Below are 13,115 nucleotides of genomic sequence, written 5' to 3' on the forward strand. Positions count from 1 at the left end.
GCCGGCCGGCCACAGGCTGGCCATGGCTGGCCGGCGCGGGAGAGCCGCAGCGCGCGCTCAGCTCGTCACGAAGCACTTCTCGCCGGCCACGGTCAGCCGCCCGCAAAGATCCGAAGCGGCATCGGCGCTGCCGGCATTCACCTTCAGACGGTAAACCTTGCGGCCATTCACCTCGGCCGACTGGACGGTCTTGCCCAGCGTTGCGACATAGGAGAACCTTTTGGCGACGGCGCTCCATGCGGCGTTTGCCGCAGCCTCGCTGGGGAAGGCGCCAAGCTGAACCAGCGACCCACCGGATGCCTCGCCCGGCACTGCCCTTTTCGGGGCAGACATGGGCGCGGTCGCGGTGAGACGACCGCCGGAGCCTGGCACTTCCGCCACGGTGCGCGCGCTACCTCCGGTCGCGGGAACAGCGGCACCGCTCGCCCGGCGCCCGTCAATCGGCGTTTCGGGCACGGCTTTCAGGTCGATCGCGGCCGCCGCAGTTGAACCGGCGCTTGCCGCAATCGCGGAATCGCCCTCGCCTTCGACCTGAAGCCCACCCGGATCGTCCGGCCGCACCTTGTAATCCCCTGCGGGCGCGGCGATCAGCTCGCCCTGGCCGTCAGGCGTGCGCTGCTGAAAGTTCAGCACGGCAAAAACGATCGCGGCCAGCAGGACAAGCCCGACAACCACCAGAACGACCACACGGAAGATACCCGGCCCTTCCGGCTCGTCCGGTTCAACAGTTTCCAGCCACGGCAGCCGGTCTTCGTCCCGCAGGTCGATCTCGTCGCTCGCCATGCCTTACATCTCCGAAACCGCCTCCACGCCCATGATGGAGAGGCCGTTGCGAATAATTTGCCCGACGCCTTCCGCCAAGAACAGACGCGCGGCGGTCAACTGGTGATCGTCCGGCAACAGGAAGCGCCGATCCGGGCGGTCGTTGCCGACATTCCACAGGGCGTGGAATGCGGCTGCCAAGTCATAGAGATAAAAGGCAATTCGGTGTGGCTCGCGCGCGGCCGCCGCGGTCTCCACCACGCGGGGGAACTGGGCGGCAAGCTGAACCAGCGCCAGTTCCTCCGTATCAAGGCGGGACAGGTCAATTGCCGTTGTTCCAATCCCGGCTTCCGCCGCGCGCCGGCGGAGCGAGGCGACGCGGGCGTGCGCATATTGCACGTAGAAAACAGGATTGTCCTTCGACGCCTCCACCACCTTGGCAAAGTCGAAGTCCATCTGCGCATCGGAACGCCGGGTCAGCATGGTGAAGCGCACCACGTCCTTGCCGACCTCGCGCACAACATCGGCAAGCGTCACGAAATTGCCAGCGCGCTTCGACATCTTCACCGGCTCACCGCCGCGAAGCAGGCGTACCATCTGGACGAGCTTCACGTCGAAGCGGGTCTTGCCTTCGGTAAGCGCCGCAACGGCTGCCTGGATGCGCTTCACCGTGCCGGCATGGTCCGCGCCCCAGATGTCGATCAGTTCGTCTGCGCCCTGCGCCTTTTGAAAGTGATAAGCGAGGTCGGCGCCGAAATAGGTCCATTGACCATTCGACTTCTTGATCGGCCGATCCTGATCATCCCCGAAGTTGCTCGAACGGAACAACGGCAGCTCGACCGGCTCCCAGTCCTCCGGCGTCTCCCCCTTGGGCGCCTCCAGCGTGCCATCGTATACGAGATCGCGCGCGCGCAGCCATGCCTCGGCAGCCTCGGGCTTGCCTGCGGCCTGAAGCTCCGCTTCCGACGAGAACACGTCATGGTGGATGCCGAGCAAGGCAAGGTCGGCCTTGATCAGCGCCAGCATGGCGGCAACGGCACGCGTGCGGAACAGCGACAGCCACTCCAGCTCCGGAGCAGTGACGTAACGGTCGCCAAATTCCTGCGCCAGCGCCTCGCCAACCGGAACCAGGTAATCGCCGGGGTACAGGCCTTCCGGGATCGCACCCACGTTTTCGCCAAGCGCTTCACGATAGCGCAGGTGCGCCGAGCGGGCGAGAACGTCCACCTGGCCGCCGGCGTCGTTCACATAATATTCGCGGATCACGCGATGGCCGGCAAACTCCAGCAAGGCGGCGAGCGCATCGCCCACCACCGCGCCGCGGCAATGCCCCATGTGCATCGGGCCCGTCGGGTTGGCGGAAACATATTCGATGTTGACGCTAGTCCCCGCGCCGCGCCGGGAGCGGCCATAGTCGCCGGCCGCTTCGATGATGGCGGACAGTTCGGCACGCCAGCTGTCATCGGTCAGGCGCAGGTTGATGAAGCCGGGCCCGGCGACGTCGACAGAAGCAACCTCGTCCCTCTGCTCAAGTTCGGCCGCAATCTTCTCCGCCAGCGCACGCGGGTTGGTCTTCGCTGCCTTCGCCAGCACCATCGCTGCGTTCGTCGCAAGGTCGCCGTGCGAGGGATCGCGCGGAGGCTCCACGGTCACGGCACGCCGGTCGATGCCAGGCGTCAACACCCCGGCAGTTTCAAGGGCGTCCAGCGCCGCATCGATATGCGCGGCAAAGCGTGAGTAGAGCGTCATGGCAACCAATCGTGTTCGTGAAGTCGCGCGCGATAGACCAAGCGGCAGCCATCGACAAATCTGATGGCGATTGCATTTCACGCAACCGTCAAAAAGCTTTTTGCGCTCGCAATACCGCAGTGCAGCACATATTGTGCAGCTGCGAACAGATTAGGTTTTCAACCGAGGATTTCCGATGCGCAAGCTGATCACCACCGCCGCTCTCCTGACCGCTCTGGCACCGCTTGCTGCGCAGGCCGAGGCCGAGAAGACGTTCCAGCACGAGCGTGACACCTACGTTTACAAGACCAGCGAAGGCCGTGGCGGCTCGACCATCATCACCGGCCGTCGCGTCGGCGGTGACCGCTTCCGCCTCGTCCTGAACGGCGAGCGCGTGACCGGCAACGTCGGCGGCACCCCGGTCGCGTTCCGCGCACCGCAGGACGGCTCGGTGCAGGTGCTGACCGCCAACTAAGTTCGAGACTTCCCTCTCGAAATGCGTGAGCCGCCCGCGTTTGCTGAACGCGGGCGGCTTTTCGTATGGGCGTTCGTGCGATCAGGCGACCAGGCCTGCCATTGGCGCGCGTCGGCCGATCGCCGGGAAAAGCACCGCGCCTGTTCGCTCTGGGTCCAGGCCGAAATGGGCCGATATCGCGCCGGACATGACATCGTCGAGCCGCGTGGTCGGCCGAAGGTCACGTCCCTCGTATAACTGAGCGGCTGCAAGTCCGGGCCAGTCCGCCACCACCCTCCCGCCGCGGACGCCGCCGCCAAACAGCATTGCCGCCGTTCCGGTACCATGGTCCGTTCCCCCGGTTCCGTTCACCGCAACCGTACGGCCGAATTCGGTCGCGACCAGCACCAGTGTCTGCTGCCACAACGGCCCCAGGCCGCTTTGCAGCGCCGCAAGCATCGCATCGAGGTTTTTCAATCCGTTCGCCAGTCTTGCACGCTGCGCGCTATGCGTATCCCACCCGCCGGTCTCGATCATGGCGATGCGCGCGCCATCGCTGGGCGCCAGCAGTTGCGCCGCCAGGGCACCCGTGGCCGCCGCTTCCCGCCCGCTTCCTTCGGCCAGGTCGCCTGCCAGGCGCCGCGTGTCCATCGCCTCGCCCCACAGCGCATGAAGCTGCGCGTCCCCCTGATAAAGCATGGTGACCCGATGCAGCAGATCGTCCGAGGCATCGGGAAGAACGGAGGGAGCGTAGCTCGCTACTTCATGATTGCCGCGTAAAGCCGCGGGCACCGTTGCAGAAACGGCGATCGCCCGATTGCCATCTTGCGGAAGCAGGCTGAGCAACCGGTTCATCCACCCGTCTCGAGTCTGGTACGCGGCCGCCCCGCCCGTCTCCAACACGTTCTGACCATCGAAGTGGGACCGATCGCGATAAGGCGAGGCCACCGAATGGACGAACAAGGCTTGCCGCTTCTGAAAGAGCGCCGCCGCGGTCGACAAAGCCGGATGCAGGGTGAACATGCTGTCCAGCTTCACACCAGCAGTTGCATCTTCCAGAAATTGATGGCGGACAGCGCCGTATGCGGGATCTCCCACCGGCATGATCATCCCGATGCCGTCCGCGGCTCCGCGCTGGATGATGAACACAAAGCGCCGCTCCGTCGCGGCGCGCGCAAAGGCCATGGGAGAAACAGAACCGGCGGCCAGCGTGGCGAGCGTCGTACGGATCAGAAAGGAACGGCGATCAAGCATCGCTTACCTCCGCATCATGTCGGGGGAGACGAGCAGCAGCGCGAGCGCTTGGCCCGGGCTCTCGGCTCTTCTCAGCGCGTCCGAGGTTTGCTGAGTAACGGAGCCCGCAAACAGCTTAGCGGCCAGCTCGCTCGCATCCAGCACACCGGTTCGCTGGGCAAGCCGTTCTGCCGCCTCAACTCGGCGCATCAACGCATCGGGACCAGCCCAGGCGGCAGCAGTGTCGTCGAAGCCACTCGGCTGGCCCGGCTTCCACACCTTCTGACCAAGCTGATCCTGCAGACCCAAGCTTGCGCCCGAATCCACAACGCCCGATCCAAGTGCCCGCAAGGCGGCGACGGACCATTCCCAAGGACTGCGAAACTTCACCGGCTCGGCAACCCAAGCTTCGGGCGAATCGATGATGGCGCGGTACACGGTTGGCAGATCACCATCCGAGCGCAGGAAGGCTTGCTTGAGCCGCTCGATCATGGCCGCCGGCGGAGCATCACCGGCAAAATGTCGCGCCAGCTTTGTCGCGATATGGGCGGCGGTGGCCGGATTGCGGGCCAGATCGGCCAGAACCGCCTCGGCTTGCTCCTGCCCCTCTTGCGGATAGGCCGCGCCCATGATCGTGCGCGTACCGGGCTCGTGAAGTTCCGGCACGAAGGCAAAGCCGCCGGTCACCTCACGCACGCCCGTCCGCCGCCCGATGCCGGGGACCGTCCACCCGGTGAGCGCGCGCGCAAATTCGACTACATCAGCTTGGTTATAGCCTGTGCGAACGCCGAGAGTGTGAAGCTCAAGAATTTCACGAGCCAGATTCTCATTGAGCCCGCCTTGTCGCGCGGCGACACGCGGACGCTGACCAAAGCGGCTGCCCGGCCCGATGGAATCGGCCTGATCAAGATAGAGCAGCATGGCGGGATGTTGCTCCGCAGCTTTCAGCATCGCGCCGAACTTGCCCATCACATTCGGCCGAATAGCTTCGAACTCAAACGCGCCCGCCAGCGGAGATACCGAAATCTTGTCCGCAGACACCGCAAAGTGGTTGGACCAGAAATGCACTAGGCGCTCAGCAAAGGGCGAGCTTGTCTCAAACGCTGCCCGGACCCGGGCCTTCACTGCGTCAGCATAATAGGATCGCAGCGTGCGACGCGTCTCCTTGCGCATGATGAGCGCCACTTCGCGCTCATCCACCATCGAGGCTGCGGCTGCCTCCACCTGGGCGTTATTCCCATCCGGTCTGTTCCTGCGCACAGCGCGAGCCTGAGCCTGATAGTCCGCGAGATCGTTCAAGATCGTGTCGGTACGAGCCACATAACGCAGCGCCGGAGGGCTCGGCTCATATGTACGCATCTGGGCGACGAGCCAATCACGCGCCGATGCCTGAGCCGAATCAATGGCCGGATCATCAGCGCGACCACCCAGCCCGAAACGGTTCAGCGCGATCGAACGGTCATTCACACCAGTCTCCTGCCAGGGAAGGCAGACTAGGACCCGCTACCTTTACTGCAGATGGACAAATGAAGCCGTTCGCCGAAACGGATGCATCTGCAATCAACCAGCGCCGGCGCGACTGGTTTCGCTGATCGGATGCTTCGGCTCGGGCGAGAGCGTGCGCGCCAGCGTCTCAAACCGGCCGCCATCAATGCGGATCTCGTTGAACGCAGGCGGGGAGGAACGAAGCCTTTTCGAAAGGGTCCCCGCCCCGATCATGCGCACGGTCCAGTCGCCGAACTCGACGGGCTTGTCGAACGGATCATGGACATGACCTGAAAGCACCGCATGGACACCCGCCTTGGCGAAGGCGGCGAGCGCCTTTTCACCATTGCGGGTCTTTGCGGTGCCCCGGGTGCCGCCTTCGATCAAAGGATGGTGTCCGGCAACGAAGATCAGATTGCCCTTCGGTGCCGCGTGCGCAAGCTCCAGCGCAGCATCCAGGGCGTCCGAACTGACATAACCCTTGGACCAGTTCAGGCGCCATTGCGCACGTGCCGTGGTCTTGAGCGGGATTACCGAAACGCCCGGTAGATCGAGCGTCTTCTCGATCAACCGTTCCGCGGCACCATATCGCTTATAGGGGCTAAATAGACGTCGCAGCGGATCCCAATAATAGGGAATGTCGTGATTACCGACCTCGATCGTCACGGGCACATTCAGCGAGCGCAGCCATTTTCCGCCAGCGTCGAATTCGCTGGGCTTGGCTCGCATCGTGAGATCGCCCGTCATGATAACAGCGTCTGGAGCCTCATCGGCAACACAGCGCGCGAACCAATCCAGCGCCTTCGGGTCTTCCGCACCGAAGTGCACGTCGCTTACGTGAAACAGTTTCATCGGCATGGCCAACGCGCTGCCCGCAATAAGGTTCGCGGGCAAGCGCTGCTCGGCTGCGTCAACTCAGAGGCGTCGATGCTTCCCGCCGTAATGGGTCCCAATATAGCCGCCGATCCGCGCCATCTCATCAGCCGCGTTTCGGGCCGCCTCCGCTGCGCACGGAAACGGATCCCGTTCGGCCTGGCTCGCGCGCATGGCAACGCGCTCACAAAGGGTCTCAATATCGGCGCGGGTAAGCACATTCTTTTCGCGAAGCAGGCAAAGCAAGCTCTGCAAGATCACCAGTGATTCGTCGCCCGCGCGCTCTTTCGGCACCATCGGCTCTCTCCTCTTCCTAACTACGGAAGAGTATCCAAATCGTTCCGACTTGCAAGTGCCTGAACTTGATCAGCGAATGCCGCCTCCGAGCGAGCGGTATAGTTCCACGAGGTTGCTTGCACGTGCCAACCGCGTATTCACCAGTTGCTGCTGTGCAGCGTAAGCGGTTCGCTGTGCATCCAGAGACACAAGGAAAGAATCGACTCCGGCGCGGTACCGTGCCTCGGACAAGCGAGCGGCAACGGTAGCAGCTTCTGCCCGGGCGGTCTGAGCCGAAACCTGCTCGTCGATCGTCCCGCGCTGCGCCAGCGCATCGGAAACCTCGCGGAACGCGGTCTGCACCGCACGTTCATACGTCGCCACCGCCACCTGCTGGGAGGCCTTGGCGTAGTCGAGATTGGCGGCGTTGCGGCCGCCATCGAACAACGGCAGCCCGATGGCGGGAGCGGCATTGTACGTGAAGCTGCCGCCGGAGAAGAGGCCGGAAAGCGCCGTCGAAATGGTCCCGATGGTCGCCGTCAGCGAAATGCGCGGGAAGAACGCTGCACGCGCGGCGCCGATGTTTGCATTCTCGGCGATCAGCTGATGCTCTGCCTGAAGCACATCGGGCCGGCGCAACAGCACCTCGGAGGAAAGGTCACCCGGCAGCGCGTCCCGTGTCACAGGCGTGGCACCCAGAGCAGCGGGCAGCTGCTCGGCCGGCACGGTCGTGCCGACCAGCAGGTTCAGGGCATTCTGGTCTCGCGCCACCTGGGTCTGCAACGTCGCGATATCGTTGCGCGCGGCCTGATAGTTCGTCTCTGCCTGCCGCGCCTCCAGCTCGGACGCGACGCCGATGCGGAACTGCGCACGCGTCAACTCCAGCGATTGCTCGAACGTCTTCAGCGTCTCGCGGCTGATGCGCAGCTGCTCCTGATCCGACGCCATGGTCAGCCAGGCGGTGGCGATCTCCGCGATCAGGCTGATGCGAGTCGAACGCTGCGCTTCCTCCGATGCGAAATATTGTTCGAGCGCCGCACGCGACAGGTTGCGAACCCGGCCAAACAGATCGAGTTCGAACTGCGAGAAGCCGGCGTTGACCGAATAGAATTCAAGGTTGGACGAGCTACTCCCCACACCCGCTCCGGCACCAACGCCGGTGCCCCCGCCGGTGCCCCCGCCGGCTCCTGATCCCGTACCAGTACCGGTGCCGGAGCCAGTTCCGGTACCGACCCCGCCACCGGCGGTGCCGGCAGCGCCAAAGGCATTGTTGGTATAGGTGCCCGAGCCGGAGATGGTGGTGGAGGGCACCAGGTCCGCCCGCTGAACACGATATTGCGCCCGCGCCTGAAGCACATTGCCTGCGGCAATGCGCAGGTTGCGGTTGTTCGCAAGACCAGTCTCGATCACCTGCTGGAGCCGGGGATCAAGGAAGAAATCGCGCCAGCCGATCTGGGTGATGTCCGGCGCATCGGTCGCGGCGCTGGGGTAGATGCCGCCTTCCGGCAGCGCGGCCGGTGCCACACCTACCGGACGGACGTATTTCGGTGCCAGGTTGCAGCCCGATAGCGCGGTGGCGACGGCCAGCGCCGCCAGAAGGGAACGGCCACTCATTCTACTCATGCTCCCTGCGGCGCCGGACCACGGTCCCGATCGCCCTCGCCGTCATCACGCTCGTCGCGCAGCGGCTCGTAATTGTTCACATTCTGGTCGCCCTCGTCGCCCTTCCCGTGGCCGAACAGCCGCGAGACGACGACGAAGAACATCGGCACCAGGAAGATCGCCAGCACCGTCGCCGACAGCATGCCGCCAACCACCGCGCGCCCGATCGCATTCTGTCCACCCGCACCAGCACCGGTCGAGATCGCCAGCGGCAGCACGCCGAAGATGAACGCAAGGCTGGTCATCAAGATTGGACGCAGACGCAGCCGAGCTGCTTCGATTGCCGCCTCGAACGGCCGCATCCCTTCGGCAATCCGCTCTTCGGCGAACTCGACGATCAGGATCGCGTTCTTCGCGGAGACGCCGATCGTGGTGATCAGGCCGACCTGCAGGTAGATATCGTTGCTAAGGCCCGTGAGCGTCGCGGCAAGCAGCGCACCAATCACGCCGAGCGGCACCACCAGCATCACCGCGATCGGCACCGACCAGCTCTCATAGAGCGCAGCAAGGCAGAGGAACACGATCAGCAGCGACAGGGCATAAAGCGCTGGTGCCTGACCACCCGACAATCGCTCCTCATAGGACAGGCCCGTCCATTCAAGCGACGTGCCCGGCGGCAGCTTGGCCTGCATTTCCTCGATCGCCTCCATCGCGGTCCCGGTGGAAACGCCCTGCCCCGGCGAGCCCTGAAGCTGCATCGCGGGCTGGCCATTGTAGCGGGTCAGCGACACAGGTGCATTGGCCCATTCGATGGTCGAGAAGGCGGTGAACGGTACCATCTGGCCATCCGAACCGCGCACGTAGAAGGCGGCAAGGTCCTCGGGCTTCAGGCGATAGGGCGTATCCGCCTGAACATAGACGCGCTTCACGCGGCCACGATCGATGAAGTCGTTGATGTACGATCCACCCCAGGCGGTCGCGATCGTCGAGTTGATCGTGCCGAGATCGAGCCCAAGCGCCCGTGCCTTGTCCTGATCGATGTCGATCTTGAGCTGCGGCGCATCCTCCAGGCTGAGCGGCCGAACCTGCGCGACGCGCTGATCCTGCATGGTCATGCCCAGAAGCATGTTACGGGCCTGGGTGAGCTTCTCATGCCCGATCCCCGCCGTATCGACCAGCTGGAGGTCGAAGCCGGTAGCATTGCCCAGCTCCTGTACCGCCGGCGGCACCAGCGCGAAGATCATGCCGTCGGTATATTGCGAGAAGGCACCCATGGCGCGTCCGGCGATCGCCTGCGCCTTGTTCTCGGCACCCTCGCGATCCTCCCAGGGTTTCAGACTGACGAAGGCGAGACCCGCGTTCTGGCCCTGGCCCGCGAAGCTGAAGCCGTTGATGGTGAACACTGATTGCACGCCTGGCTCCTTGAGGAACTGGCTGCGGATCAGATCCAGCCCCTTGTCGGTGCGCGCAGTGGTGGCGCCGGCCGGACCCTGCACCAGCGCGATCACAGTGCCCTGGTCCTCATCGGGGAGGAAGGCGCTGGGCAGGCGAACGAACAGGAACGCCATGATGCCGACGATCAGCGCATAGACCAGCATGGAGCGCTTCCAACTACGCGCGGTACGCTTGACGCCCTTCTCGTACTTGGCCGTCCCCTTGTCGAAGGTCCGGTTGAACCAGCGGAAGAAGCGCGCGAAGATGCCGTTGCCCTGGTTCTTTTCCTTGGTGTGCGGCTTCAGGATCGTGGCGCACAGGGCGGGCGTCAGGATCAACGCGACCAGCACCGACAACACCATCGCCGAGACGATCGTGATCGAGAACTGGCGATAGATCACGCCCGTCGATCCGCCGAAAAACGCCATCGGCAGGAACACCGCGGACAGCACCATGCCGATGCCGACCAGCGCGCCCGAGATCTCGTCCATCGACTTGCGCGCTGCGTCCTTGGGGCTCAGCCCCTCATCAACGATCAGTCGCTCGACATTTTCGACCACGACGATCGCGTCGTCGACCAACAAGCCGATGGCGAGCACCATGCCGAACAAGGTCAGCGTGTTGATCGAGTAACCGGCGGCCTGCATCACCGCAAAGGTACCGAGCAGCACCACTGGCACCGCAATGGTCGGGATGATCGTCGCGCGCCAGTTCTGCAGGAACAGGAACATGACGAGGAAGACGAGCACCACCGCCTCGACGAGCGTATGGATCACCTGCTCCACCGACAGGCGCACGAACGGCGTGGTGTCGAACGGATAGACGACCTTCACGTCGGCCGGAAAGCCCTTGGCGATCGACTCAACCTCGGCCTTCACCGCCTCTACGGTGTCGAGCGCATTGGCCCCCGCGGCGAGACGGACGCCGAAGCCCGATGCCGGCTTGCCGTTGAACTTCGTGTCGAAGCCGTAATTCTCCGCACCAAGCTCGATCCGCGCCACGTCACGCAGGCGAACCACCGCGCCGTCAGCATTGGTCTTCAGCCGGATCGCACCGAATTCCTCGGGCGTCTGCAGGCGCGACTGCACCGAGACGGTCGCATTGAGCATCTGCTCCTTGGGTGCTGGCTGCGCACCGATCTGGCCGGCAGAGACCTGCGCGTTCTGCGCCTGTACCGCGCTCGACACATCGGCGATCGTCAGCTGATAATTGTTGAGCTTGAGCGGATCGACCCAGATGCGCATCGCATATTGCGAGCCGAAGATCTGTAGCTCGCCCACGCCGTTGACGCGGCTGACCGGATCCTGGAGTCGCGAGACGACCATGTCGGACAAGTCGGTGATCGAGTGCGAGCCGTCCTGCGAATAGAGACCCACGATCACCAGAAAGCTGGCGGCCGACTTCTGCACCTGAATGCCCTGCTGCTGCACTTCCTGTGGCAGCAGCGGCGTCGCCGCCTGCAGCTTGTTCTGTACCTGCACCTGCGCGATGTCAGGATCGGTGCCTTGTTCGAACGTCAGCGTGATGGTGAGCACGCCCGACGAGGATGAAGACGAAGAGAAGTAACGCAGATTGTCGATGCCGCGAAGCTGCTGCTCGATGATCTGCGTCGTGGTGCGTTCAAGCGTGTTGGCGTCGGCACCGGGATAGGTCGCGGTGATCGACACCGTCGGCGGCGCGATCTCCGGGAACTGGGCGACGGGAAGCGAGCGGATGGCAATGGCGCCAGCCAGCATCAGGACGATGGCGATCACCCATGCGAAGATGGGTCGATCGATGAAATAGCGTGCCATCTGGGATTACTTCGCCTGTGCCTGGCTGCCCTGCCCAGGCTGCCCCTGACCGCCCTGGCCCTGACCGCCCTGGCCCTGACCGCCCTGCCCCTGGCCCGCGCCGGGCTGACCGCCCTGCCCGCCCGCGGGCTTGGCATTGGGGTTCCATGGCTTGGGATTCACGGGCGCGCCTGGCCGCAGCATGCCGCCGCCGCCTTCCACGATCACCCGGTCGCCGGCCTTCAGCCCGCTCGTGACCAGCCAGTTCTCGCCAATCGTCCGGTCTGCCTTGAGCACGCGCTGCTCGACCTTGTTGCCCTGGCCGACGACCAGCGTCGTGGGCTCGCCCCGCTCGTTGCGGGTGACCGCACGCTGCGGCACGAGCAGGCCGTCAGCCTGCGTTCCTTCGACCAGTTCGGCGCGCACGTACATGCCGGGAAGCAGCAGGCCACGCGGATTGTCGAACAGGGCCCGGATGGTCTGCGTGCCCGTTGCCGGATCAACCGTCACGTCCGCGAACTGCAGCGTACCTTCGATGGGGTAGAGCGAGCCGTCCTCGAGCCGCAGGCGCACGCCCGCGGCTCCGCCGCCGCGCGACAGATCGCCTGCCGCGATCGACTGTCGCAGGCGAAGCAGGTCCGCGCTTGATTGCGGCACGTCGACATAGATCGGGTCGAGCCGCTGGATCGTCGTCAGCGCCGTAGTCTGCCCGGAAGTCACCAGCGCGCCGGTGGTCGCCAGCGCGCGGCCAATACGGCCGGAGATCGGCGCGCGCACAGTGGTGCGCTCGAGATCGATCTGCGCGGTTCGCAGCGCAGCCTGCTGGGCAGCGACATCCGCCTGCGCCTGCTGCGCCGACGTGATCGCATTTTCATATTCCTGGCGCGCGATCGCGTTGATCTTGACTAACTCGCCATAGCGCCGCTGGAGCGCCGCGCTCGACGCGATTGCAGCCCGCGCGCGGGCCAGGGCGGCGCGAGCGCTCGCAACGGCCGCAATGTACGGCTGCTGGTCTATGCGGAACAGCGGCTGGCCGCGGCGCACGTAATCGCCTTCCTTGAACAGCCGATCGACGATCAGGCCGTTTACCTGCGGGCGCACCTCAGACGTCTCATAGGGCGCGGTGCGCCCCGGCAAGGTCGTCGTCAGCGTCACTGCCTGGGGCTGCACCGTGACATAGCCAACTGGAGGTGGGCCCGCCTGCTGCTGCGCTTGCTGGGCTTGATCGTTCTGCCCCCCGCACGCGGAAACGGAGGCCAGCAGCAGCGCCGTGAGCGCGACCCTCTTGAATGACATATTGTTCTCTGTGATATGTGAGTGATCGTTCACTCACGTTTGCTGCTACTGCGAACTGGGCGAAGCGTCAAGCACGGGAGACGAACCATCAACGAGTGCAGCACCGCCCCGCCAAGTGCGCGCACTGGCCGGGCAAACGCACGACGTGTCAATCGGCGTCCAAAAAGGACCCCCTATCGGCGTGCAAAAGGGACCCCCTT

General features: G+C 64.5%; 10 protein-coding genes. 1 reads left to right on the forward strand and 9 read right to left on the reverse strand.

Annotated elements, in window-relative coordinates; translation table 11 throughout:
- Window positions 1-57: 57 nt before the first annotated feature.
- Entirely contained in the window at window positions 58-783 is a 726-nt protein-coding gene (locus tag AX702_RS06715) for an SPOR domain-containing protein (protein ID WP_066777788.1), read from the reverse strand.
- A gap of 3 nt (window positions 784-786) precedes the next feature.
- Window positions 787-2,511: an arginine--tRNA ligase gene (gene argS / locus AX702_RS06720; protein ID WP_066777791.1), complete on the reverse strand. Its 1,725-nt coding sequence runs from the start codon at window positions 2,509-2,511 to the stop codon at window positions 787-789.
- 175 nt (window positions 2,512-2,686) lie between these two features.
- Between argS and AX702_RS06725 the strand changes: the two genes are divergently transcribed.
- Window positions 2,687-2,965, forward strand: a complete 279-nt coding sequence (locus AX702_RS06725; protein ID WP_066777793.1) for a hypothetical protein — start codon at window positions 2,687-2,689, stop codon at window positions 2,963-2,965.
- An 81-nt stretch (window positions 2,966-3,046) separates the two neighbouring features.
- On the opposite strand, the gene AX702_RS06730 is transcribed toward AX702_RS06725, so the two are convergent.
- The 7 genes from AX702_RS06730 to AX702_RS06760 form a co-directional block, all read right to left on the reverse strand.
- On the reverse strand, window positions 3,047-4,198 hold the full coding sequence (locus AX702_RS06730; protein ID WP_066777796.1) for a DUF1501 domain-containing protein: 1,152 nt from the start codon (window positions 4,196-4,198) through the stop codon (window positions 3,047-3,049).
- A gap of 3 nt (window positions 4,199-4,201) precedes the next feature.
- Window positions 4,202-5,644, reverse strand: a complete 1,443-nt coding sequence (locus AX702_RS06735) for a DUF1800 domain-containing protein (RefSeq protein WP_156455385.1) — start codon at window positions 5,642-5,644, stop codon at window positions 4,202-4,204.
- A gap of 93 nt (window positions 5,645-5,737) precedes the next feature.
- Window positions 5,738-6,514 (reverse strand): metallophosphoesterase family protein, encoded by a 777-nt coding sequence (locus tag AX702_RS06740; RefSeq protein ID WP_066777834.1) that lies wholly within the window; start codon window positions 6,512-6,514, stop codon window positions 5,738-5,740.
- Window positions 6,515-6,577: 63 nt separating this feature from the next.
- Complete coding sequence (locus AX702_RS06745; protein ID WP_066777798.1) at window positions 6,578-6,832, reverse strand: hypothetical protein; 255 nt, start codon at window positions 6,830-6,832, stop codon at window positions 6,578-6,580.
- Between the two features lie 69 nt (window positions 6,833-6,901).
- A complete protein-coding gene (locus AX702_RS06750) occupies window positions 6,902-8,425 on the reverse strand; it encodes an efflux transporter outer membrane subunit (protein ID WP_066777800.1) in 1,524 nt (507 codons plus the stop codon).
- A gap of 5 nt (window positions 8,426-8,430) precedes the next feature.
- Window positions 8,431-11,640: an efflux RND transporter permease subunit gene (locus AX702_RS06755; protein WP_066777802.1), complete on the reverse strand. Its 3,210-nt coding sequence runs from the start codon at window positions 11,638-11,640 to the stop codon at window positions 8,431-8,433.
- Window positions 11,641-11,646: 6 nt separating this feature from the next.
- Window positions 11,647-12,915 carry an efflux RND transporter periplasmic adaptor subunit gene (locus AX702_RS06760; protein ID WP_082746109.1) on the reverse strand — a complete coding sequence of 423 codons (1,269 nt, stop codon included), beginning with the start codon at window positions 12,913-12,915 and terminating at the stop codon, window positions 11,647-11,649.
- Window positions 12,916-13,115: the final 200 nt, after the last annotated feature.

Origin of the sequence: Sphingomonas sp. CCH5-D11 (assembly GCF_001557395.1) — a bacterium.
In the GTDB taxonomy this organism is placed as follows: Bacteria; Pseudomonadota; Alphaproteobacteria; order Sphingomonadales; family Sphingomonadaceae; genus Sphingomonas.